Source organism: Sporosarcina sp. SAFN-010 (genome assembly GCF_059415065.1).
The window spans coordinates 116,885-139,167 of sequence record NZ_JBPFDS010000009.1; the positions used below are offsets into that span (position 1 = coordinate 116,885).

A 22,283-nucleotide genomic window follows, 5' to 3' on the forward strand; every position below is an offset into this window, starting at 1 on the left:
AAAGGGAACTCACACAATGAGTGCTGAAAGCTGCTCCGGAGTGCGGGTGAACCCCGCCGTATGCCGCGTTATGGCAACTCAAGATGCCGGAGTCTACGTTTTCGGCAATGAGGGTGGTACCGCGAATAACACTTCGTCCCTTTCCAGGGGCGGAGTTTTTTTATTTTCAGCTAGGTACATTAATAGTCTCGATGTACCCTTAAGACAAATGCTTTCAGCTGTAATCAATAGAATTACTTGCACCTAATTTTTTATGAAAGCTTATAACCAAGGAGGAATAGATGATGAAATCACTTACAGCATCTGAAATACGTAGTTTATTTTTAGATTACTTTAAAGCAAAAGGGCACAGTGTCGAGCCATCAGCACCACTAGTTCCAATTGACGACGCTTCTCTACTATGGATCAATAGCGGTGTCGCGACGCTTAAGAAATACTTCGATGGACGAGTTGTTCCTGAAAATCCAAGAATCGTCAACGCTCAAAAGTCAATCCGTACGAACGATATCGAAAACGTCGGAAAAACTGCTCGCCATCATACTTTCTTTGAAATGCTCGGTAACTTTTCAATCGGGGACTACTTCAAAGAAGAAGCTATCCTGTATGCATGGGAGTTCCTAACACATCCAGATTGGATTGGGTTCAATCCAGAGTTGCTATCCATCACGATCCATCCTGAAGATGAAGAAGCATACACGATTTGGAAAGATAAAGTCGGCTTACCTGAAGAACGTATTATTCGTCTAGAAGGAAACTTCTGGGATATCGGTGAAGGACCAAGCGGACCGAACTCTGAAATCTTCTACGATCGCGGACCTTCATATGGAGACGACTTCTCTGACCCTGAACTATACCCAGGTGGAGAAAACGACCGCTACTTGGAAATCTGGAACTTAGTGTTCTCGGAATTCAACCATAATCCAGATCATACGTATACACCGCTACCGAAGAAAAACATTGATACTGGAATGGGTCTGGAGCGGATGGCATCTGTATTACAAGAAGTTCCGACTAACTTCGATACGGACCTTTTCTTGCCAATTATTAACGCGGTGGAAAAAGTTTCGGGTGAAACGTATGGTAAAGACGAAATAAAAGATACAGCGTTCAAAGTGATTGCGGATCATATCCGTACCGTTGCGTTTGCTATCGGAGATGGTGCGCTTCCTTCAAATGAAGGCAGAGGATATGTACTCAGACGACTATTACGTCGTGCCGTTCGATTTGCGAAGCAGCTCGGCATCGATCGTCCATTCATGTATGATCTTGTTCCCGTTGTTGCCGACAAGATGGAAGATTTCTATCCACAAGTAAAAGTAAAACAGGAATTCATCATGAAAGTAGTTAAAAACGAAGAAGATCGATTCCATGAAACATTGGCGGAAGGTATGAGCATGTTAAGTGGAATTCTTGAGAAAGCGAAATCTACAGAACAGCCTACTGTTTCTGGTGCAGACGCATTCCGACTTTATGACACTTACGGATTCCCGTTTGAATTGACGGAAGAATTTGCTGAAGAAGCAGGCGTAGCTGTTGATGAAGCTGGTTTCCATAACGAAATGGAAGCTCAACGGAAGCGTGCAAGAAGCGCTCGACAAGACGTTGACTCCATGCACGTTCAGTCAGGTGTACTTGGCGATATCCATGAGTCAAGTGAATTCATTGGTTATGAGCAACTAGAAAGTGAATCGAAAATTGTTGTCCTCTTAAAAGATGGTGAAATTGTTGAGCGTGCAACAATAGAAGACGAAATTCAATTCATTCTTGACCGAACTCCGTTTTATGCAGAAAGTGGGGGTCAAATCGCAGATAAAGGGATGATTGCAAATGATTCATTTTCTGCGGAGGTGTTGTCTGTTAAAAAAGCGCCAAATGGCCAGCATTTGCATACAGCGATTGTCCGTTCAGGTGAAGTGACACCCGTGACGTTTGTACGTGCACAAGTAAATAAGCCTGATCGCGCCCTTACTGTGAAAAATCATACGGCAACACACTTATTGCACAAAGCTTTGAAAACAGTACTGGGAGAGCATGTCAACCAAGCAGGTTCTTATGTAGGACCAGATCGCCTTCGTTTTGACTTCTCGCACTTCGGGCAAGTTACAAAAGAAGAGCTAGAACAAGTCGAACAGATCGTGAACGAAAAGATTTGGGAAGATATCGCGGTTTCAATTGAACAAAAAGGGATAGAAGAAGCGAAGGAAATGGGCGCAATGGCGTTGTTTGGAGAAAAATATGGTGACGTTGTGCGCGTAGTATCGGTCGGGGACTACTCACTAGAGTTATGTGGTGGATGTCACGTACATTCAAGTGGCGAAATCGGCGTCTTCAAAATCGAATCCGAGAGCGGTATCGGAGCAGGAACTCGACGCATTGAAGCGGTGACAGCAAAACAAGCGTATCGTTCATTTAAGGAAGAGGAAGCAATTTTAATTGAAGCTTCATCACTGATGAAGTCCAATCCGAAAGAGCTTGCAACAAAAACGGCATCTTTCCTTGGTGATTTCAAAGATTTGCAACGTGAAAATGATTCATTATCTGCAAAACTAGGGAATAGCCAGTTGACGGATGTGTTAGCAAACGCAAAACAGATTGACGATATGACAGTCATAGCTGCACGTGTCGATACAAAAGATAATAATGCACTGCGTCAAATGATTGATGAGCTAAAACAAAAGATAGAAAAAGGTGTGATTGTTTTAGGTGCGGCTTCTGAGGGAAAAGTTATGCTTGCGGCAGGAGTTACCGAAGACTTGAAAGGTGAACAGCATGCAGGGAAAATTGTTAGCCATGTGGCGTCATTATGCGGTGGTAAAGGCGGGGGCCGTCCAGATATGGCAATGGCTGGAGCAAAAGACGTCTCAAAACTTGATGAAGCGCTACTTTCCGTGTATGATTATGTCAAATCTGTTTAACTGAATCCGGCTTCCAAATTTGTGGCTTGTGAGGGTCATAGTATTGGTTAGCCGATCGGACAAATTGAAAGCGGGGTGTCGATTGTGAATTCATATGACAAAACGATGAAGTTCAATTTTCCTGAGGAATCGATGGAGCAAGAGGTCAAACAGGTGATGCTCCACGTGTACAAGGCTTTAGAGGAAAAAGGATACAACCCCATTAATCAGCTTGTGGGCTACTTGCTCTCAGGTGATCCTGCTTATATCCCACGCCATGAGGATGCACGTAATATGGTCCGTAAATTGGAGCGGGATGAAATTTTGGAGGAACTCGTGAAGTTCTATATCCGTGAAAACGGAGGCAGTAAGAAGTGAGAGCGATGGGCTTAGATGTAGGATCTAAAACAGTCGGCGTCGCAGTTAGCGATGCCATGGGTTGGACAGCTCAAGGAATTGAAACTGTCCAAATTGACGAAGAATCGGGTAATTTAGGTATGAAACGTATAAAAGAACTTGTTAAAGAGTATAACGTCAGTTCTTTTGTTGTCGGTCATCCTAAAAACATGAATAACTCGATTGGTCCTCGAGCAGAGGCTTCTGAGAGATACGCCCAGTTGCTAGAAGAAAAATTTAATATGCCTGCAATCCTTTGGGATGAACGGATGACTACAATGGCCGCAGAACGGATGTTAATCGAAGCGGACGTAAGTCGTAAAAAACGAAAGACTGTTATTGATAAGATGGCAGCAGTCATGATTCTTCAAGGATATCTTGACTCAAAAACTACATGAGGTGATCAAATGGAACACGGTATGGAAACAATGACAATTGTAGATGAAAAAGGACAAGAACATGTATGTGAGGTAATCTTCACATTCGAATCAGAAGACTATGGTAAATCATATGTGCTTTATCACGTACTTGGTGATGAGCCTGAAAATGAGGATGAAGAAATTGAAATCTTTGCTTCAAGCTTTGTCCCTTCAGAAGACGGTGAAGATGGGGATCTAATGCCTGTTGAGTCTGACGAAGAATGGGAAATGATCGAAGAAGTTTTCGGTACTTTCTTGGACGAGCAAGACGAAGACGACGAGTAAGCCATATGCGCACGTACGGAACGGTGCACACCGTTCCGTTTTTTTCATTGCAGACGATTGGTTGCTTTAAGTCAGCAGGCCAGTGATACAACGAGAAAGAGGTGACCTTCCATATGGCGAAGGGTTCAAAAAAAGAAGTGATGTTTGAACGCATGCAAGAACAGAAGAAGGAAGTTAAAGTCGTACGCAAAATTGTTTTTTGGATAGCGATTGCATTGATTCTACTTGTTGCAGTGGGTGGGTTCTTCACTTATCGATACATAAAAAGTGCCCTGGAGCCAATAGATCCTGACTCCGAAAAAACGGTGGAAGTGGAAGTTCCTATTGGTTCAGGGTTAGATACAATCTCTCAAATTCTTGAGGATAAAGGTCTTATTAAAAATGCGAAAATCTTCAAGTATTATGCCAAAGTGAACAACGAATCAGACTTTCAAGCAGGAACATATGGTTTGTCTACTTCTATGACGCCTGATGAACTTTTAAAAAGTTTAAAAACAGGAAAAGTTTACCGCACACCTGTATTTACAATGACGATTCCTGAAGGACTAACGGTCGAGCAAATAGGTGAACGGGTTGCAGCGAAAACAACTGTAACAAAAGAAGAGTTTATAGCCTATATTGATTCCGACGAGACGATTACGAATTTGCAAGCTTTATATCCAGAGGTTATTACCGATGAAGTGAACAATGAAAACATTCGTCATCCGTTGGAAGGCTATCTATTCCCGGCCACCTATCCATTTTACGAGGAAGAGCCTACTGTACAGACGGTAGTTGAGACGCTGATTGACGGAACGCGTGCAAATGTTACACCTTATTTAGCTTCACTTGAGGAAAACAAGAAATCAGTCCATTGGTTACTTACTTTCGCATCGTTGCTAGAACGTGAAGCAACAGCCCAAGCGGATCGCCAAACCATAGCGAGTGTCTTTTATAATCGACTGGAAGAAGGCATGCCTTTACAAACGGATCCAACCGTTTTATATTCTCTAGGCGAACATAAAGATAAAGTCTCGCTCAAAGATTTAGAAGTAAAGAATGCATACAACACCTATCAGAACAAAGGACTACCACCGGGTCCGATCGCAGCTCCAGGAGCAGAATCGATTGAAGCGGTAATAGACCCTTCTGATACTTCTTATTTTTATTTTCTGGCAGATAAAACTGGTAAAAATCACTTTGCTAAAACATATGATGAGCACTTGAAGTTAAAAGCGGAGTATATTGATGGCAAGTAAAATAGCAGGATGGAGTTTGTATTATGTCAAATTATGAAACGTACCGGTTAAACTTCGAAAAGGAAGTGGATCCGATTGTCAAAGAAATGGAAAAGGATGCCGAAGAGCATTTTGTTCCTATCATGGAGCGCAGTGGAATTGACACGTTTATCGGTCTGTTAAGTATTCAGAAGCCCTCGACCTTGTTGGAAATTGGGAGTGCAATCGGCTATTCTGCGATTCGTCTTGCGCAAGCAAATCCTGGAATGCATATTTCCACCATTGAGAGGGACGATGAACGGCATGCAAAAGCAGTTCACTACATTAACCGTGCCGAGCTGAATGACCGGATTTCGTTGTTTAAGGATGATGCACTGACGTTCGATACAGCTTTGCTTCCATTTGAATACTTTGATGCTTGTTTCATCGATGCAGCTAAAGGGCAATACAAACGCTTCTTTGAAAAGTATGAACCTCTCGTCAAGGCGGGTGGTGTCATTTACTGTGATAATATGTTTATGCATGGAATGGTATTTTTAGAAGATCAGGATGTGCCGAAACGCAATCGCACGATGATTCGAAATTTAAAAGCATTTACAGAGTGGGTAATGGACAACCCTGCGTATGAAACTTCCTTACTTCCTGTAGGAGATGGAATTTTAATCGCTCGTAAAAACTTATAAAGTTGCATCAGCTACAGAGGAGGAATTAGTAAGATGGGAACGCAAAAACCCTTAATTATCGGTATCGCAGGAGGCTCGGGGTCAGGGAAAACCAGTGTAACAAAAAAGATTCATCAAGTTTTTCAAGATCATTCTGTAGTCGTAATAGAACAAGACTTTTACTATAAGGATCAGTCACATTTAGAATTTGAAGAGCGCCTTGCTACGAATTATGACCATCCACTTGCTTTTGATACGGATTTGTTAATAGATGATTTAGAAAAACTTCTTATTCGGCAGTCGATTGACAAGCCAGTATACGACTATGCGCTGCATACGCGTTCAAGTGAAACAATTGCGATTGAACCTAAAGATGTGATTATCCTAGAGGGTATCTTAATTTTGGAAGATAAACGGTTAAGAAATCTAATGGACATTAAATTATTTGTCGATACGGACGCTGACTTGAGGATTATTAGAAGAATTTTACGAGATATTAACGATCGAGGTAGAACTATTGAATCCGTCATCGATCAGTACATGAGTGTCGTTCGCCCGATGCACAACCAGTTCATCGAACCTACCAAGCGTTATGCGGACATTATCATTCCTGAAGGCGGTCATAATGAAGTCGCAATTGACTTAATGGTAACGAAAATAAAAACAATTCTTGATTCTGGTAATGATTTGTAATATGATGTTGTCAGATATTCATATAGTAAACACTATGTCGCATACCTTTTTACGAGGTGCGACATATTATTTTGATGATTTTGCAAAATGAGGAGTGAGGAAATGGTTTCTGAAAAAAAATATCCAATGACTGTTTCAGGGAAACAGAAATTAGAAGATGAACTTGAATTTCTAAAGACAGTTAAACGTAAAGAAGTTGTTGAACGTATTAAAATTGCTCGCAGCTACGGTGACTTGTCCGAGAATTCTGAATACGATTCTGCGAAGGAAGACCAGGCGTTCATCGAAGGAAAAATCTCATCACTTGAATCAATGATTCGTAATTCTGTTATCATCTCAGAAGATACTCGTACGGAAGAAGCGCAACTCGGCAGCACAGTAACGTTTAAGGAAATCCCTGACGGGGAAGTTGAAACATATACGATTGTAGGATCTGCTGAAGCTGACCCGTTAGAAGGCTTGATTTCTAATGATTCACCTATCGCCAAAGGAATTCTTGGTCGAAAAAAAGGTGATCAAGTGAAAATCATAACACCGGGTGGCGAAATGCAAGTTGAAATCACAGAAGTGAAGTAACATAGAGATGCCGCCTTCGAAATAAAGGCGGCTTTTTTTGTGAAACATCACGCATGCAGAAACGTCCAATCGTTAGAAGCGTGGAACTAAGGGAGATGATTTCAAGTGAGTGAACAAAAACCGGAATTTTCAAGGGTGCGTCGGAAACGACAAAACAATAAAGGGAATAAGATGTTGAATTGGATGATTGCCATCGTTGTTTTGTTAATTGTCCTCGTGGGAGTGAAAATACTTTCAAGTGATAGCACACCAGAAGACAAAGAAGTAGCTATAACTGAAACAACTCCGGAAGATGAAGCGAGTGGTACTGAAAATAGTACTGAAGGAACTGATGATGGGGACAAGGGAGAGGATTCAGACCAGTCTGCAGAAGGCGATGACTCTTCTAAAGAAGGAACTGTCAGTGACGAATCAGATGATAGCGAACAAAGTGATGATACATCCAAAAAGAAAGATACCGAAAAAGAAGGAACTGTTACATATACAGCTAGTGAAGACGCCGTCGTTGACGAAACTGTTTCAAATGATTCGTGGGAGCCTGTAGGAACGTCACAGTCAGGCAATCACGTATCGCAATATGATGGTTCATCAGTAGACTGGCAGGAGAAAAAGAAGGCACTAGCGTATGCAACAGGAATGGCTGAAAATGACATGATTTTCTTGAAGATTAAAAATGGGGGTAGTCCCCAGAAGTCAATTGGGATTGTCTCTTCAAAAGACAAATCAAAAAAATATAGAGTCTATTTAGAATGGGTCGACGGAGAAGGTTGGAAACCTACGCAAATGGACGTGTTGAACACACTCGATTTTAACTACTAATAGGTAATGACGGATAGGGGATACAACGATGAAAGTTGGAATTATCGGAGCAATGGAAGAGGAAGTTACCATTCTCAAAAATCAGTTACAGTCAGCTCGACACACGGTTATCGCAGGTTATGAATTTAGTGAAGGGACGCTTGGTGGTCGTGAAGTCGTGCTCGTAAAAAGTGGCATTGGTAAAGTGAATGCTGCTGTAGCCACAACTTTATTGCTTCAACTATTCAAACCAGATGCAGTCTTGAACACTGGATCTGCAGGCGGTATAGGTGAAAACTTAGAAGTCGGAACAGTTGTGCTATCGAAGGATGTTACGCATCACGATGTAGATGTAACTGCTTTTGGATACGCACTCGGTCAAGTACCGGGGGGGCCTGTCACATACAAGGCAGACGAGATGCTTCTACAAGTTGCTGCAAAAGCAGTCGAAGAAATTGGCAAACATTCGCACGCTTCGGGGTTAATCGCTTCAGGAGATGTGTTTATGAGCGATCCTGTACGTGTAATGAATGTGAAGCAACAGTTTCCTGAACTGATTGCTGCAGAAATGGAAGCTGCTGCAGTTGCACAAGTGTGTCACGAATTCCAGGTGCCTTTTGTTGTAATTAGAGCGCTCTCAGATATTGCTGGGAAAGAATCTTCCTTGTCATTCGATGAATTTCTACCAGCGGCGGCACAACATTCTTCAGAAGTTGTGCTTGATGTCATCTCGAAACTTTAATCCATTCGTGGTAAACTAGACATATGAAGTAAAACCTAATTCATGAAGCGAGGAGGAACTCGTATGTTATTTTTAATGTTGGGTGCATTTGTTGTCACAGCTGCTCTTACAGGTGTGATCTATTTTGAAGTGAAAGCTGATTGAAGAAAAATCAGTGTAGACGTCTCCAGCGAGGGTACGAATGCTGGAGACGTTTTTTAATTTGAAATGCTGGGTTACTTGGAGTCTTGTTCACGTTTGAACAGCTGATACAACTTGACAATCGCTCTTTTCTCAATTCTTGACACATAACTTCTTGAAATTTGTAGTTCATCTGCGATTTCTTTTTGTGTCATCGGTTTGTCGTTTAGCAAACCAAAACGTTTCTGGATAATTTCAAGTTCTCGCCCCTCCAAATTATGAAGATGACGATAAAGCCGCTCTTTTCGTTCATTCATTTCCGCACGGTCGTGGGGAGACTCTTCATCAGTTTGGAGTAAATCTGCTATTTCTAATGATTGGCCTTCACTATCTGTGCCAATGGGTTCGTTTAAAGAGATATCTTTTTGCGTCTTTTTCTGTGTTCTTAAAAACATTAATATTTCGTTCTCAATACATCGTGCTGCGTACGTTGCAAGTTTGGTTTTACGATCTGGAGTGAAGCTCGCAATTGCTTTCATGAGACCGATCGTTCCAATAGAAATGTAGTCGTCAAGCTGTTCGTGTTTTGGATGGAACTTCTTAACAATGTGTGCAACGAGCCTCATATTGCGCTCGATTAGTTCATCACGGGCGTCTTCATCCCCTTGTGCTAGACGTTCGAGACAATCGGCTTCTTCCGCTTTTGAGAGTGGACGTTTAAATGCCTGCCCACGGATGTACCCTAAAACCGCAGGAATCTCGAGCCATAATTGTACTAGCGCCATAACAAAGCCGCTCAAATGAACCACCTCCTGTGTCGTTGTCTGACATCCTATGCGGGTAAAAGATGGCGTATCACCGCTGATTTTGGCGGACAGGCAGTTTTTAAAAGCATGACTGTTCTCGTTTGGTCTGCAAGTATTATCGCTTAGGTATGGTATAATAAGTGCGAATCAGCACAGTAATGGAGTGGATAGGATGTACAGTTATTTCTTGCCAGATCAATATGTTAAGGATGTTTATCAGCTTTCACCTACTGATTTTATAAATAGAGGTATTAAAGGGATTATCACCGATCTCGACAATACGCTGGTCGCTTGGGATCGTCCCGATGCAACACCCGAGATTGCTACTTGGATAAAAGAAATGCAAGATGCAGGGTTGCAAGTAACGATTTTATCGAACAATAATGAGCTGCGTGTAAAAGCGTTCAGTGAGCCAATTAAAACGCCTTTCATCTTTTCAGCGAGAAAACCATTGTCTAAAGCGTTCAGGAAAGCGCTCGATCAGATGGGACTGCAAAAAGAGGAAGTAGTGATGATTGGAGATCAGGTAATGACCGACATCCTTGGTGGCAATAGATTCGGACTACAAACGATTCTCGTTGTACCTGTGGCAAGTTCTGACGGCTTCATGACGAAATTCAATCGTCAGTTGGAACGTCGTATATTGAAAACGTTAAAACGAAAAGGAATGATTTCGTGGGAGGAATAGATTTGGAACTCACTTGCATTGGATGCGGTATTGGCATTCAAACAGATAACCCTAAAAAAGAAGGGTATGCACCACCCGCTTCGCTCGAAAAGGAAGAGGTAATTTGTCAACGGTGTTTCCGTTTAAGAAACTATAATGAGTTGCAACCAGTTTCACTATCTGGGGATGACTTTCTTGCTATTTTAAATGGAATTGGGGATCGAAAAGGTCTTGTTGTCCTTGTTGTGGACATCTTTGACTTTAATGGTAGTTGGATTCATGGATTACAACGCTTTGTTGGTAAAAAAGATATCGTACTGATCGGAAACAAGGCAGATGTATTGCCAAAATCAGTGAATCGTAACAAACTGATTAACTGGATGAAAGAACAATCCGCCAAGCTTGGTCTAAAACCTGTTGAAGTCATGCTGGTTTCTGCTGTTAAAGGTCAAGGCGTTCCTGAAGCATTAGAACGTATTGATGAATTACGTAAAGGTCAAGACGTTTATGTGGTAGGATGTACAAACGTTGGAAAGTCGACATTTATCAACAGAATCATTAAGCAAGCTACAGGCACGGGAGAAGTCATTACAACTTCACATTTCCCAGGAACAACATTAGATCTTGTGGAGATTCCACTGGATGATGGCAAAGCAATTTATGATACACCTGGAATAATTAATAATCATCAGATGGCGCATTATTTAGATCCGAGCGAACTGAAAGCAATCACTCCCAAAAAGGAAATCAAGCCAAAGATCTTCCAGTTGAATGCAGAGCAAACGCTTTTCATTGGTGGTTTAGCTCGCTTTGACTTTATAAAGGGAGAGCGTTCTTCATTTAACGTACACTCTTCTAATGCACTTCCTCTTCACAGGACGAAGCTGGAAAATGCGGATGCGTTATATGAAACACATCTCGGAGACATGCTGTCACCACCAGGGCCAGAGTCGTTAGAACGGTTCTCTAAACTCGTTCGTCATGAGTTTTCTATTAAGAAAGCAAAGACTGACATAGTCATTTCGGGTCTAGGTTGGATTACTGTTCAGCATGCAAATGTAGTTGTTGCTGTTCATGCGCCTCGTGGCGTAGACGTGGTCTTACGCCCGTCATTAATCTGACAGAGGGGGACTTAAGATGAAAAAATGGTTTGCAGTCATAGGAGATCCAATTGCACAATCGATGTCTCCCGGCATGCATGATCACTGGCTCAAGGAAAACGGTATTGATGCTACCTATATTCCTGTACATGCAAAGACCAAGGAACTTCCTTCTGTTATTGCAAGTCTACAATTATTAGGATGCAGTGGTTGGAATGTGACGGTTCCGCATAAAAGTGATATACTCCCTTTCCTAGGCGGTGTTGATGAAGCTGCAGCTCATATGGAAGCAGTCAATACTGTAGTAGCTGGGGAAAATGGACGGTTAGTTGGATCTAATACAGACGGAAGCGGATTCGTTAGGGCATTAGAAGAAAAGTACGGTAGTGGGCGTAAAAAAGATGAGATTTTAATAATTGGTGCCGGAGGGGCAGCAAAGGGAATCGCCTTTGCATTACGTAGCGCTGGATATGGCGCGATTACCTTCACAAATCGGACATTGAAAAATGCTACCTCAATAAGTGAACGATTATCTAATTCAACTTATTTAACGATCGCTGAAGCGGAACAGCAGCTTGCCCGTTTTGGCATCATTATACAAACCACTTCTGTTGGAATGCTGTTTTCCTCTGAGGGAATGCCTCTAGATCCTTCTAACGTAACACCGGGGACTGCAGCCATTGATATTATCTATAATCCTCTTGAAACGGAATTTTTAGCAACCGCTCGGAACAAAGGGGCGGAAACAGCAAATGGGATAGGAATGTTTGTCCACCAAGGAGCACTCGCTTTTGAAAAATGGACAGGCATTCGCCCGGACACTGTTGGAATGATGAAACGACTAACACAACAATTGGAGGATCAACATGCTAACAAGTAAACAAAAGAGTTTCTTACGTAGTGAAGCACATCACTTACAACCTATTTTCCAAATCGGTAAAAGCGGGTTAACGGACGCGATTATTAAACAGATTGAAGAAGCGCTTGAAGCGAGAGAACTTATCAAAGTGTCTGTTCTACAAAACTGTGAACAAGACAAAGAGGAAATTGCTGACTTACTTTCTGAACAAGCTGGTTTGGAAGTTGTACAAATTATCGGCAAAACGATTGTCCTTTACAAGGAATCGACAGAAAAGAAAAAGATTGTTTTACCATAAGGAGTGACGGAATGCGGAAAATCGGTATTCTTGGTGGTACTTTTAACCCACCTCATATCGGACATCTCATAATGGCCAATGAAGTTTGTGAAGCCCTCGAGTTAGATGAGGTGAGACTGATGCCGACAGCAATCCCTCCACATAAGCAGCTTTCCGATACTGCGACACCGATTCAACGTCTTGAAATGACGGAGTTAGCGGTGACTGGAAATGACTATCTCCACACTTGCGATGAGGAAGTGCATTTTGGTGGCGTTTCTTATACGTTCAATACGATGCAGAGATTGCTCGCAAAAGAACCTGAGACGGTGTTTTATTTTATTATCGGTGGAGATATGGTCGATTCTTTGCATACGTGGTACAAGATTGACGACTTGGTCAAGATGGTTCACTTTGTTGGTGTCAGGAGACCGGGTTCTATGAGTCTTACCGATTATCCGATTCAATTTATTGATACACCTTTGATCGATCTGTCCTCGACTCTTCTTAGGGCTAAGTATGCACAGCATAAAACAACTGCGTATCTCATACCAAAATCTGTGGATCGCTACATTCGTCAGGAGGGCTTATATGGAGCCTGGTAACCTCATTCAAGAATTGCAGCAAAGGATGCCCCATCAGCGTTTTCAGCACGTGCTGCGTGTCACGGAAACAGCTAAATCCCTCGCCCAAATACATGGCGAGTCAATCGAGGCGGCAGAAACAGCTGCACTGTTTCATGATATTGCAAAGTTTATGAATGCAGAAGAAATGCGAGAGCTTTTACTCGCGCAGGACGTTGACCCATTGCTATTTGAATTTCATAAAGAACTTTGGCATGCTCCAGCAGGTGCTATCATTGCCTCTAAGGAATTCAAAGTTCACGATGAAGACGTACTAAATGCGATTCGTTTTCATACGACCGGCAGAGCTGCGATGTCAAAATTAGAAATGATTATATATATTGCAGACATGATCGAGCCTGGAAGAAACTATCCTGGTGTAGAGGAATTACGGCTAAGTGCAGAAGGTCCGTTACAACAGGCGATGCGTACATGCATTATCCACAGCGTTACACACTTAATTGGAAAACAGGTACCAGTATACCCGGACTCCATTGAGTGCTACAATTATTTTGTGAAGTGAAAGGGAAGTGAAACAATGCCAACATTATTAGAAGTAACATTTAAAGCAGCAGACGATAAACGTGCAGAAGACATTGTCGTCCTCAATATGGAAGGCGTATCTTTGATAGCAGATCAGTTTGTAATCTGTCATGCAAATTCCGAACGTCAAGTTCAAGCGATTGCTCGCGAAATTGCTGACAAAGCTTCTGAAGAAAACTATGAGGTGAAACGTATCGAAGGTATGGATTCAGGTCGATGGGTTCTCGTTGACCTAGGAGACGTTGTCGCTCATATTTTCCATAAGGATGAGCGTGGTTTCTATAACTTAGAAAGACTCTGGGGCGATGCACCAATGATTGAAGTTGGAGAAGACTCTGTTCAATGATGTATGCTCAATTTGCGTCTGTATACGATGAGCTGATGTTAGATATTCCATATCCAGCATACGTGGACTTAGTCGATACTGCGCTACATGGGTTATCAGGTAAAAAGATCCTGGATGTCGCTTGCGGCACCGGGATTCTTTCCGTTCTACTTGCTGAAAAAGGAGCGGACGTCACGGGAATTGATCTATCGGAAGAAATGCTTGCTGTTGCTGAATCTCGCGCGAATGAGCGTTTTCCATCTATGGAATTTTCACAACAAGCAATGCAGCATTTGAATGTACCGGGTCAATATGATGCGGCGGTAATTCCGATTGATTCATTGAATTATTTAGAAGATGAACTTGAAGTGAAACAAACGTTTAAAGGCATCCACGATGTGCTTCTTCCAGGTGGATTATTGCTGTTTGATGTGCATTCAACGTTTAAAACTGATGAGCTATTCATGGAGAGCCCTTTTACGTATGTTAGCAATAATATTTCGTACATATGGGAGACTGAAGAAGGGGAAGAACCTCATTCTGTCCAATCTGAACTTGCATTTTTTGTGCGTGAAGAAGATGGTCGATATACTCGTTTTGACGAAGTCCATTATCAGCGGACTTTTCCAATTATGAAATACGTTGAATTACTTGAGGAAACAGGTTTCTCTGTAGAACGGATTTTCGCGGATTGGTCAGATGAAGCACCTGAATTAGAAAGTGAGAGAATATTTTTTCAAGTCCGTAAATAACAGTACCGCTTCATGAACGGATACGTTATAGTAAAGAGGTCTCCATAAGCTAACAACTTTTAGAAAGGATGACCGAATCTGTTTTCTGAACTAATCTTTGGGAAATGGCGGAAAGTCACCACTCCTCTTGCAATAGCGGCAGTCATCTCAGTTTTTTTGTTCTTTCCCCGAGGACAAGGAGATGACAAGCATCTTCCTGATGAAAGTTTGTACGATTCACTAGAAGTAACTTCGGAAACTCCACATGAAGTAACTCCTGGAAATGAGAAGATTGAATTGGTTGCTGATTCTACACCTCAGCCACCTGAACTAATTATCGTGGATGTGAAGGGTGCGGTTGTTCACCCTAACGTTTACACGTTACAAGAAGGACAGCGGCTAATCGATGCCATTACAGCTGCAGGTGGATACACCTCTGACGCGGACAGTCGACTTTTAAATCATGCGCAGCGCTTAACGGATGAAGCGGTAATTTACGTTCCTCTTATAGGTGAAGAACTTCCGGTTTTTGAAAATCCGACTAGCGTTTCGGACGAAATAGACGAGTCGGGTTCTGCATCGGTTAATATTAATACTGCAGATGAAACCGAATTGATGACACTGACAGGAATCGGTCCTGCCAAAGCAACTGCAATTGTGAAATACCGAACTGAACAAGGTGTTTTTCAAACAATCGAAGATTTAAAAAACATTTCTGGTATTGGGCAAAAGACCTTTGACGCGCTGTCTGATTCAATAACTGTAAAATAATATATAGTGTGGAATTTGGTAAAAGTTTGGAGGCAACCATATGGAAAGAATTACATGGGAACAATTTTTTATGGCGCAATGTAGCTTGCTTGCTGTTCGAAGTACCTGTACTCGGCTAGCTGTAGGAGCGGTCATTGTCCGAGATAATCGAATCATCGCTGGTGGTTATAACGGATCAGTTTCTGGTGGAGATCATTGCATTGACAAAGGGTGCTACGTCGTTGACAATCATTGCATTCGTACGATTCACGCGGAAATGAACGCCTTGTTGCAATGTGGCAAGTATGGAATTCCGGCTGCGGGTTCTGCGTTGTATGTGACACACTTCCCTTGTTTGCAATGTTCAAAGGCTATTATTCAAGCTGGTATTTCTAAAGTCTACTACGGCCAAGATTATCGCAATAATGATTATGCAATTGAATTGTTTAAACATGCAGGGATTGATGTAGAACATATTCCATTTGATGGACATGCCTTGGATTTTGAGAAAGCATCTAAAGAGAAATTGTTTAACGATATGTTGCACACGATGCAAAACGCCAATGTTCCTGAAAACGACCTGAAAAGCTTTTCGGAACGTGCACAAGAACTATTTGGAAAATAATTCCTAGAACCCGCTTAATGTACTGGACAATCTCAGTAGCCGTATCAGCCATGGCTGCATACGGTATTACTGAATTGTTATGGCTTAACCTTCTTCTACTTCCCCTCATACTGACAAGTAAAAAAGACATCCCCAATTTAATTATTCTGCTAGCAGTTAGTTCACTTTCCTATTGTTACTTCATAGATTATCTATCTACACACACTCCTATACAGACTAAGGAGACAATAATACGCTCTATGCAATGGAGTGAAACCGTCAAAATTGACGGGGGTAAAGTAAAAGGATTCGCGAAAGATTCAGAGGGCGTTCCTTATTATGTCTCGTACACCATTGGAAGTGAAGAAGAAAAAAATAGCTTACTGGAAACCCCTTTAGCAGGTAGAGCAATTTCTGTGCAAGGTACGCTTGAACTACCAGAACCACCAGCCCATGAGTTTTCATTTGACATGGCTTCTTATCTACGTATGAATGGTGCCATCTATCTATTTCGTGCAACGCAAATGACTGTACATGGAAAGGTAAATCGACCATCGACTCGGTTAACAGAGAGGCGTAATGCAGTTAAAACTCATATAAAAAATACGTTTCCCGTTTCCTTGCAAACCGAAGCCGAAGCATTATTGATTGGTGATAGGAGTGGCATGGATACGGAACTATCCTCCGAATATAGAACCCTGGGTATCACCCATTTGTTCGCAATCTCAGGACTGCATGTTGGTTTGTTAACGGTCATGCTCCGCTTAGTCGCTAAACGGATGCGCCTGAGGATCGAGACGACTGATACACTACTACTGTTCCTGTTGCCTTGCTATGCACTATTGGCAGGTGGTGCACCCTCTGTATGGCGTGCAGTAACTGTTACGATGCTGTTGCTATTATCAGCATCCGGAAAGTTGAAATTGAAAATGGACGATGCGTTAGCGTTGAGTGCATTAGGTTTCATATTCTTAAAGCCATACGTTTTGTTTCAACCAGGATTTCAGCTATCTTATATGGCTGCCTTCTCGTTGCTGTATTCCGCTAAGTATCTCCAGAAACAACAATCGGTTCTTATGATCTCTGCTAGTGTGACCGCGATAACACAAGTCGCGCTAGCACCGATTTTATTGTTTCATTTCTATGAGTTATCACTTTCATCCTTTCTCGTGAATTTACTCTACGTTCCTTTATACTCAATAGTAATTCTTCCGAGTAACATTGTTCTACTCATCGTTTCATTATTTTCCAAAACAGCTGTTGCACCACTGTTTTTCATATACGAACCTTTTCGTAATTCCATCTCAACCGTTACCAGTTGGTTGGCGGGTTTACCTTGGCAAGTGTGGACTGCAGGTAAGCCGGGAGCTGTATGGCTAGTAATAATGGTTGTTAGTATTGCCTGTGCCTTTATAGTGATCGAACGATGGAACAGAAGAATACTAGGACTTGTAATTGTCCTCATTCCAGCGCTACTCTTCCAAGTCAAACCGTATATAGATCCGACTACGTATGTTTCTTTTTTGGATGTTGGTCAAGGGGATAGCATAGTCATTGAACTTGGTTATCGAAAAGGTGTATACGTCATTGATACAGGTGGAACGGTTTCCATTGGTCCACCGACATGGAAAACCCCAGATAATCAGTTTGATGTAGGTAGGCAAATTGTCGTTCCGTATTTAAAAGGGAGAGGGATTAGTGCGATTGACAAGTTGGTCATTTCCCACGCGCATGACGATCATATGGAAGGTGCAGATGAAGTACTACAAGAACTAAAGGTTAAGGAAGTGCATGCTCCTGTTGGAAGTTTGACAGAAGAGAATATGATCCCGGTTTTAACAGAAGCAAAGCGTCGAAATGCTCGTATCATAAGCATGCAAGCGGGGGAAGGGTGGAAGACTGGTCGAACAGAATTTACGTACTTATCTCCATTCGATGAAAAGTACTCACATAATGACAGTTCACTTGTATTACTGATGAAAAATGAATACGGGTACTTATTGTTCACGGGTGATTTGGAAATGGAGGGAGAACGGAAAATCATTAAGAAATACGGACAAACAGAACTTTCCCCTCTCATTTTGAAAGTTGGCCACCATGGAAGCAAAACATCGACAACGCAAGCGCTCTTGGACTTCCTACAGCCGGATATCGCAGTGGTTTCGGTTGGCCGTAATAATCGGTATGGGCATCCTCATGACGAAGTTATTGAACGTCTCTTAGCACAAAAAGTGAAGGTGTTTTCAACAGCAGAACATGGAACGGTCACCTTGCAGATTGACGGAGAAATATTGAAACCCTCTATTACGAGATAAAAAAAGAAAGACTCCAAGTTCTGGAGTCTTTCCCTAGTTTAACTATTGTCTGATCAGCGCGCAGCGACTTCGACAATCGTAGCAATTACCCAAATTAAAGAGAAACCTACGAAAGATACAATGAAGCCAACACCTGAGTCAAGAAGATCATTACGTTTGGACTGGACGTCCTTTTCGAATTCGTTCATTGCTACACCTCCTGATTCAACTTCAAGTATAGAACAATGGGACTTAAAAATCCATAGTAAAACAGAGATATGGCAATTGCGTTTCAATTTGTCACAAATTCTCCATACACATCATCTGTCATGTATACTTAGAGGTAGTGAATGAGGTGATTGAATATGGTATCAGCAGCGTGGAAAGAAATTGGAAAAAACCCTGAACAACCAATTTACTTACTAACAGGAACAGAGTTGTATTTGTTACAGCAAACATTGTCTAAAATCATTACTGGGACACCTGGTATAGAGCAGCAAGATGTCATGTACTTCGATCTGGAGGAAACATCAGTCGATCGAGTAATTGAAGAGGCGGATACCCTCCCTTTTTTACAAGATCGAAAAGTGATTGTCGCTAAAAATGCGTCATTCTTAAAGGCTAAGGAGCGAGGTAAAGAAAAGATCGAGCACCCCATCGACCAGCTTGAGGCGTGGCTCGAAAATCCCTCTCCAACAGCGACAGTTATTTTTACCGCGCCTTACGAGAAGTTGGACACTCGGAAAAAAATCACAAAAATGATGACGTCAAAAGCTGTTATCATTGAAGCGAATAAGTTGACTGGAAGTGACCTTACGGTTTGGGTACAACAAAATGCGACTTCGTTTGGGATTAGTATGGACCGGGAAGTAGCCGACTACCTGGTTGAAACAACGGGGGAAAATATGATGCAGCTCTCTAAGGAGCTGGAAAAAATCGCAGCATTTTTAGAGGAATCAGGGAAGGTAACAAAAGAAGTTATCGATAGCTTGGTACCAAGGTCCCCTGAAACAGAGATTTTCAGGTTAACGGACACGTATTTTTCTGGAAATCGTGCTCAAACATTAGCGGTATACCATGATTTGTTGAGGAGTGGAGAAGAACCGATTGCGATGACCTCGTTAATCGCTGGGCAAGTTCGGCTGATGCTACATGTAGGAACGCTTAAAAGAAAAGGGTACCATCAACAACAAATAGCCAGCACTCTTAACGTACATCCATATCGTGTGAAACTAGTGATGAATAATCGAAACAGTCCTTCAGAACAAAGGTTGTTGCGGGTGTTGGATAAGCTGGCATCTATCGATTTGAAATTGAAATCCACATCTGGTAACCGTGAAAGAGTCCTCGAACTCTTTTTCATGGAAAAGTTATAACAAAAAAAGCTGTCCGTCAATGACGGACAGCTTTAAAAATTACAAAGCTTTTTTTGTAAGACGTGCTTTTTGACGTGCAGCTGTGTTTTTATGGATAAGGCCTTTACCGGCAGCAGTGTCCAATGATTTAATAGCAGCGCGCTTCAATTCCTCTGCATTGTCAGCTTTGTTGTCAATTGCAACATCAGCTTTACGCAAAGCAGAACGCATTGCAGACTTTGTGCGTGAGTTTTGTTCATTAGTCGCGTTGCTTTGCTTAACGCGTTTGATTGCACCTTTAATGTTTGGCATTTCATTCACCTCCAGAAATCAGGTAAGAAGAGTGTTTCCACGATCTCTCGGATATCTCTTTATAACAAAAATAATTTTATCAAATTCACACCATTTATGCAACAACAAAACGCAGACAGGGAGAATCTCCTGTCAAAAAAACGACAAAGCATAAAAAGTAACCATCGCGTACACACTTGTAATAGAGGTGATGGTCATGGAAAACTACGACTTTTACAGGACGGATCTAGTCGTTGAGAGTGAAGAAATGGTGAGACACCAAACTTCCGAGGAAAAAGAAAAGCTTGATGAGTCAGCTGGTATACTGTTCAACGAAGAAAAAAAGGGAAGAACCATTCTAACGACCGTTGTTGTGGATGAAGAAGGTGAAAAACGAATTGGGAAGAAAAAAGGAACATACATTACGTTAACAGACCCACTGTTACATGCGGATGATAACGTAGGATTAACGAAATTGGCAAAATCAATGACCCAGCAACTAAAAAAGTTGACTGAGCCTTTAAATCTCAAGGAAGATAGTAAGATTTTGTTTATCGGGCTTGGAAACAAGGATGTGACACCTGATGCAGTCGGTCCGCTCACTATGGAGCGGCTCAATACAGTTGTTCCGGATTACTATAAAGATGAAGGAGCAGATGTATATGTGTATTCACCCGGAGTTACAATTCAAACGGGGTTAGAGACAGCCGACTTCATTAAAGCGGTTGTCGACGTTGTGAATCCGGATTTACTCATAGTCGTTGATGCACTTGCTGCACGTGATAGTTCAAGGTTGTGTAGGACAATCCAACTTACCGATACCGGGATTCACCCAGGCTCTGGAGTTGGCAATAGTCGTAAAGAAGTGTCTCAGGAATCGTTGGGAATTCCAGTTGTTGCAATCGGAATACCAACCGTAGTAGATGGACCTGTGCTAATTGCAGATGCAATTGATACATTATTCGGATATATGGCTGCTAAAATTGAGGAAGAAAGCAAACCATCTTCAAGGCTTTCTGTCACACCATGGCTCCATTCTGATACCAAAAGTGCAGACCGAAAAAGTTTGATTCCTGTATTTGGTGATTGGGCATCTTGGCCGCACGAAGAGCGCGTGCAATTATTCGAAGAAGTCCTATCGAATCATCAGTTGAAGACGTTCATCTCCCCTAAAGAAATTGATAGCTGGGTGCAACATTATTCTTTGGCACTGTCGAGTTCCCTTGAATCTTGGATACGTAGTGTAAAACAGAGTTCTTGATAGGCATCCCCCTGCATATAGTAGCTGAGACGGGGGGATGACTGTTGAAAAAGACACTAAAAATCTGGACTCTTGCTGTATTAATCTTATTTCTATTTCCAATCTTGCTCCAATTGCTTCCCGCAAAACAATCGGACAGTTCCTCAGTGATGCTAAAACAAAAAGCATACATTGTTTACGCATCCAATGTACTGGAAGCACCTAAACCATCAAGCGACAAGAAGGTCTTAATCCATTTTACGCATTCTGAAGAAGCATATGAGCCGATCACACTCGCTGCAAATGGAAAAGTTGCCGTCTCTCACAAAACAGAGAATATCACGAAAATGGGAGAGAAACTTCAATTGCAGTTTGCTGCATACGGTGTGGAAGCTGATTTGCTACCAGTGGATATTCAAAAAGTAATGGCGAAAAAGAGCATTCCTTACCACCGTTCATACAAAACGATTCGGCCATATTTGCAACAAACACTTGCAGATAAAAACTATGACATTGTATTGGATATCCATCGGGACTCGTTGGCTGCGGACAAAACAACGGTTACTGTAGATGGGGAGAGGTATGCAAAAGTAGCATTTGTCATCGGAAAAGAACATAAGAATTATACCAAAAATTATGAAGTGGCTAAGCGATTGAATAAAGAAATGGAAACTCGAGTACCCGGCATTACGCGTAATATTATTGTAAAAGGTGGTCCGGGAGTGGATGGCAAGTACAATCAGGATCTTCATCCAGGATTCGTTTTAGTGGAACTAGGAGGAATCGGGAATAATGAAGAAGAACTAAATCGAACGGTTGCTGTAATTGCGGAAGCGGCCGCTTCAATATTTGGCGAAGAATGATAGGAAGTAATAGATAGTAATTTAACGGAAGAAGTGTTTCAAGAAAGGAGAAGCGGATACTGCTTCTCTCAGACTATAGACAAACTCCAGAAATCATGGATTTGCCTATAGTCTTTTTCTTTTACAATAGGATTAACTATGAAAAGTTGATTT

27 protein-coding genes and 1 other annotated feature (1 of these 28 cut by a window edge) are annotated in these 22,283 nt (G+C 41.9%); of the genes, 24 read left to right on the forward strand and 3 right to left on the reverse strand.

The genetic code is table 11. From position 1 onward, the window contains the following. Positions 1–144: a binding site (T-box leader), on the forward strand; it begins 63 nt to the left of the window's first position. A 140-nt stretch (positions 145–284) separates the two neighbouring features. The 10 genes from alaS to mtnN all read left to right on the forward strand — a co-directional run bounded on the left by alaS (position 285) and on the right by mtnN (position 8,682). Continuing rightward, entirely contained in the window at positions 285–2,915 is a 2,631-nt protein-coding gene (gene alaS / locus ACR65F_RS11775; protein ID WP_440504516.1) for an alanine--tRNA ligase, read from the forward strand. Between the two features lie 84 nt (positions 2,916–2,999). After that, positions 3,000–3,272 (forward strand): IreB family regulatory phosphoprotein, encoded by a 273-nt coding sequence (locus ACR65F_RS11780; RefSeq protein WP_039041732.1) that lies wholly within the window; start codon positions 3,000–3,002, stop codon positions 3,270–3,272. Further along, the gene (gene ruvX, locus ACR65F_RS11785) at positions 3,269–3,688 is read left to right on the forward strand and encodes a Holliday junction resolvase RuvX (protein WP_039041731.1); all 420 of its coding nucleotides are present in this window, start codon (positions 3,269–3,271) and stop codon (positions 3,686–3,688) included. The genes ACR65F_RS11780 and ruvX overlap by 4 nt, the downstream gene beginning before the upstream one ends. Before the next feature lie 9 nt (positions 3,689–3,697). Then, positions 3,698–3,994, forward strand: a complete 297-nt coding sequence (locus ACR65F_RS11790) for a DUF1292 domain-containing protein (RefSeq protein ID WP_039041730.1) — start codon at positions 3,698–3,700, stop codon at positions 3,992–3,994. Positions 3,995–4,107: 113 nt separating this feature from the next. Beyond that, the gene (gene mltG, locus ACR65F_RS11795; protein ID WP_440504505.1) at positions 4,108–5,232 is read left to right on the forward strand and encodes an endolytic transglycosylase MltG; all 1,125 of its coding nucleotides are present in this window, start codon (positions 4,108–4,110) and stop codon (positions 5,230–5,232) included. A gap of 23 nt (positions 5,233–5,255) precedes the next feature. Beyond that, complete coding sequence (locus ACR65F_RS11800) at positions 5,256–5,894, forward strand: O-methyltransferase (protein WP_039041728.1); 639 nt, start codon at positions 5,256–5,258, stop codon at positions 5,892–5,894. Between the two features lie 33 nt (positions 5,895–5,927). Next, a complete protein-coding gene (udk, locus tag ACR65F_RS11805; RefSeq protein WP_039041727.1) occupies positions 5,928–6,566 on the forward strand; it encodes a uridine kinase in 639 nt (212 codons plus the stop codon). A 102-nt stretch (positions 6,567–6,668) separates the two neighbouring features. Next, positions 6,669–7,142 (forward strand): transcription elongation factor GreA, encoded by a 474-nt coding sequence (gene greA, locus ACR65F_RS11810; RefSeq protein WP_039041726.1) that lies wholly within the window; start codon positions 6,669–6,671, stop codon positions 7,140–7,142. 105 nt (positions 7,143–7,247) lie between these two features. Further along, entirely contained in the window at positions 7,248–7,961 is a 714-nt protein-coding gene (locus ACR65F_RS11815; RefSeq protein ID WP_440504506.1) for a YrrS family protein, read from the forward strand. 28 nt (positions 7,962–7,989) lie between these two features. Next, complete coding sequence (gene mtnN / locus ACR65F_RS11820) at positions 7,990–8,682, forward strand: 5'-methylthioadenosine/S-adenosylhomocysteine nucleosidase (protein ID WP_039041724.1); 693 nt, start codon at positions 7,990–7,992, stop codon at positions 8,680–8,682. A gap of 215 nt (positions 8,683–8,897) precedes the next feature. Here mtnN and sigK read toward each other — a convergent pair whose 3' ends face one another. Further along, positions 8,898–9,602 carry an RNA polymerase sporulation sigma factor SigK gene (gene sigK, locus ACR65F_RS11825; protein WP_039041723.1) on the reverse strand — a complete coding sequence of 235 codons (705 nt, stop codon included), beginning with the start codon at positions 9,600–9,602 and terminating at the stop codon, positions 8,898–8,900. A 178-nt stretch (positions 9,603–9,780) separates the two neighbouring features. On the opposite strand from sigK, the gene ACR65F_RS11830 reads away from it, so the two are divergent. The 11 genes from ACR65F_RS11830 to ACR65F_RS11880 all read left to right on the forward strand — a co-directional run bounded on the left by ACR65F_RS11830 (position 9,781) and on the right by ACR65F_RS11880 (position 18,402). Then, positions 9,781–10,296, forward strand: coding sequence for a YqeG family HAD IIIA-type phosphatase (locus ACR65F_RS11830; protein WP_039041722.1), 516 nt, complete (start codon positions 9,781–9,783; stop codon positions 10,294–10,296). Beyond that, entirely contained in the window at positions 10,293–11,396 is a 1,104-nt protein-coding gene (yqeH, locus tag ACR65F_RS11835; RefSeq protein ID WP_440504517.1) for a ribosome biogenesis GTPase YqeH, read from the forward strand. The genes ACR65F_RS11830 and yqeH overlap by 4 nt, the downstream gene beginning before the upstream one ends. A gap of 16 nt (positions 11,397–11,412) precedes the next feature. Next, complete coding sequence (gene aroE / locus ACR65F_RS11840; RefSeq protein ID WP_440504507.1) at positions 11,413–12,255, forward strand: shikimate dehydrogenase; 843 nt, start codon at positions 11,413–11,415, stop codon at positions 12,253–12,255. Beyond that, on the forward strand, positions 12,242–12,532 hold the full coding sequence (gene yhbY / locus ACR65F_RS11845; protein ID WP_039041720.1) for a ribosome assembly RNA-binding protein YhbY: 291 nt from the start codon (positions 12,242–12,244) through the stop codon (positions 12,530–12,532). The genes aroE and yhbY overlap by 14 nt, the downstream gene beginning before the upstream one ends. Positions 12,533–12,543: 11 nt before the next feature. Beyond that, entirely contained in the window at positions 12,544–13,116 is a 573-nt protein-coding gene (locus ACR65F_RS11850) for a nicotinate-nucleotide adenylyltransferase (RefSeq protein ID WP_440504508.1), read from the forward strand. Then, entirely contained in the window at positions 13,103–13,657 is a 555-nt protein-coding gene (gene yqeK / locus ACR65F_RS11855) for a bis(5'-nucleosyl)-tetraphosphatase (symmetrical) YqeK (protein ID WP_440504509.1), read from the forward strand. Before ACR65F_RS11850 ends, yqeK begins: the two co-directional genes overlap by 14 nt. A 15-nt stretch (positions 13,658–13,672) precedes the next feature. Then, entirely contained in the window at positions 13,673–14,023 is a 351-nt protein-coding gene (gene rsfS, locus ACR65F_RS11860; RefSeq protein WP_440504510.1) for a ribosome silencing factor, read from the forward strand. After that, positions 14,020–14,754, forward strand: a complete 735-nt coding sequence (locus ACR65F_RS11865) for a class I SAM-dependent DNA methyltransferase (RefSeq protein WP_440504511.1) — start codon at positions 14,020–14,022, stop codon at positions 14,752–14,754. Before rsfS ends, ACR65F_RS11865 begins: the two co-directional genes overlap by 4 nt. A gap of 156 nt (positions 14,755–14,910) precedes the next feature. Then, the gene (locus ACR65F_RS11870; RefSeq protein ID WP_440504512.1) at positions 14,911–15,504 is read left to right on the forward strand and encodes a helix-hairpin-helix domain-containing protein; all 594 of its coding nucleotides are present in this window, start codon (positions 14,911–14,913) and stop codon (positions 15,502–15,504) included. Positions 15,505–15,544: 40 nt separating this feature from the next. Next, positions 15,545–16,108, forward strand: coding sequence for a ComE operon protein 2 (locus ACR65F_RS11875; RefSeq protein WP_039041714.1), 564 nt, complete (start codon positions 15,545–15,547; stop codon positions 16,106–16,108). A 239-nt stretch (positions 16,109–16,347) separates the two neighbouring features. After that, positions 16,348–18,402: a DNA internalization-related competence protein ComEC/Rec2 gene (locus tag ACR65F_RS11880; RefSeq protein WP_440504513.1), complete on the forward strand. Its 2,055-nt coding sequence runs from the start codon at positions 16,348–16,350 to the stop codon at positions 18,400–18,402. Between the two features lie 53 nt (positions 18,403–18,455). On the opposite strand, the gene ACR65F_RS11885 is transcribed toward ACR65F_RS11880, so the two are convergent. Then, the gene (locus ACR65F_RS11885) at positions 18,456–18,590 is read right to left on the reverse strand and encodes a YqzM family protein (RefSeq protein ID WP_025784809.1); all 135 of its coding nucleotides are present in this window, start codon (positions 18,588–18,590) and stop codon (positions 18,456–18,458) included. A 156-nt stretch (positions 18,591–18,746) separates the two neighbouring features. Here ACR65F_RS11885 and holA point away from each other — a divergent pair, with 156 nt between their 5' ends. Further along, on the forward strand, positions 18,747–19,757 hold the full coding sequence (gene holA / locus ACR65F_RS11890) for a DNA polymerase III subunit delta (RefSeq protein WP_440504514.1): 1,011 nt from the start codon (positions 18,747–18,749) through the stop codon (positions 19,755–19,757). A gap of 39 nt (positions 19,758–19,796) precedes the next feature. Here holA and rpsT read toward each other — a convergent pair whose 3' ends face one another. Then, entirely contained in the window at positions 19,797–20,048 is a 252-nt protein-coding gene (gene rpsT / locus ACR65F_RS11895) for a 30S ribosomal protein S20 (RefSeq protein WP_039041712.1), read from the reverse strand. 196 nt (positions 20,049–20,244) lie between these two features. Here rpsT and gpr point away from each other — a divergent pair, with 196 nt between their 5' ends. Next, positions 20,245–21,288, forward strand: coding sequence for a GPR endopeptidase (gene gpr / locus ACR65F_RS11900; RefSeq protein ID WP_039041711.1), 1,044 nt, complete (start codon positions 20,245–20,247; stop codon positions 21,286–21,288). Between the two features lie 44 nt (positions 21,289–21,332). Further along, a complete protein-coding gene (gene spoIIP, locus ACR65F_RS11905) occupies positions 21,333–22,130 on the forward strand; it encodes a stage II sporulation protein P (RefSeq protein ID WP_052245726.1) in 798 nt (265 codons plus the stop codon). Positions 22,131–22,283: the final 153 nt, after the last annotated feature.

What these genes read in the sequence shown, in the direction of transcription:
- aroE (WP_440504507.1), top strand. Translation starts at nt 11,413, where the DNA reads ATGAAAAAATGGTTTGCAGTCATAGGAGATCCAATTGCACAATCGATG.
- udk (WP_039041727.1), top strand. Translation starts at nt 5,928, where the DNA reads ATGGGAACGCAAAAACCCTTAATTATCGGTATCGCAGGAGGCTCGGGG.
- holA (WP_440504514.1), top strand. Translation starts at nt 18,747, where the DNA reads ATGGTATCAGCAGCGTGGAAAGAAATTGGAAAAAACCCTGAACAACCA.
- rpsT (WP_039041712.1), bottom strand. Translation starts at nt 20,048, where the DNA reads ATGCCAAACATTAAAGGTGCAATCAAACGCGTTAAGCAAAGCAACGCG.
- mtnN (WP_039041724.1), top strand. Translation starts at nt 7,990, where the DNA reads ATGAAAGTTGGAATTATCGGAGCAATGGAAGAGGAAGTTACCATTCTC.
- ACR65F_RS11850 (WP_440504508.1), top strand. Translation starts at nt 12,544, where the DNA reads ATGCGGAAAATCGGTATTCTTGGTGGTACTTTTAACCCACCTCATATC.
- mltG (WP_440504505.1), top strand. Translation starts at nt 4,108, where the DNA reads ATGGCGAAGGGTTCAAAAAAAGAAGTGATGTTTGAACGCATGCAAGAA.
- ACR65F_RS11885 (WP_025784809.1), bottom strand. Translation starts at nt 18,590, where the DNA reads ATGAACGAATTCGAAAAGGACGTCCAGTCCAAACGTAATGATCTTCTT.
- rsfS (WP_440504510.1), top strand. Translation starts at nt 13,673, where the DNA reads ATGCCAACATTATTAGAAGTAACATTTAAAGCAGCAGACGATAAACGT.
- ACR65F_RS11790 (WP_039041730.1), top strand. Translation starts at nt 3,698, where the DNA reads ATGGAACACGGTATGGAAACAATGACAATTGTAGATGAAAAAGGACAA.
- ACR65F_RS11875 (WP_039041714.1), top strand. Translation starts at nt 15,545, where the DNA reads ATGGAAAGAATTACATGGGAACAATTTTTTATGGCGCAATGTAGCTTG.
- ACR65F_RS11880 (WP_440504513.1), top strand. Translation starts at nt 16,348, where the DNA reads ATGCAATGGAGTGAAACCGTCAAAATTGACGGGGGTAAAGTAAAAGGA.
- ACR65F_RS11865 (WP_440504511.1), top strand. Translation starts at nt 14,020, where the DNA reads ATGATGTATGCTCAATTTGCGTCTGTATACGATGAGCTGATGTTAGAT.
- gpr (WP_039041711.1), top strand. Translation starts at nt 20,245, where the DNA reads ATGGAAAACTACGACTTTTACAGGACGGATCTAGTCGTTGAGAGTGAA.
- ACR65F_RS11800 (WP_039041728.1), top strand. Translation starts at nt 5,256, where the DNA reads ATGTCAAATTATGAAACGTACCGGTTAAACTTCGAAAAGGAAGTGGAT.
- yqeK (WP_440504509.1), top strand. Translation starts at nt 13,103, where the DNA reads ATGGAGCCTGGTAACCTCATTCAAGAATTGCAGCAAAGGATGCCCCAT.
- greA (WP_039041726.1), top strand. Translation starts at nt 6,669, where the DNA reads ATGGTTTCTGAAAAAAAATATCCAATGACTGTTTCAGGGAAACAGAAA.
- alaS (WP_440504516.1), top strand. Translation starts at nt 285, where the DNA reads ATGAAATCACTTACAGCATCTGAAATACGTAGTTTATTTTTAGATTAC.
- ACR65F_RS11830 (WP_039041722.1), top strand. Translation starts at nt 9,781, where the DNA reads ATGTACAGTTATTTCTTGCCAGATCAATATGTTAAGGATGTTTATCAG.
- yhbY (WP_039041720.1), top strand. Translation starts at nt 12,242, where the DNA reads ATGCTAACAAGTAAACAAAAGAGTTTCTTACGTAGTGAAGCACATCAC.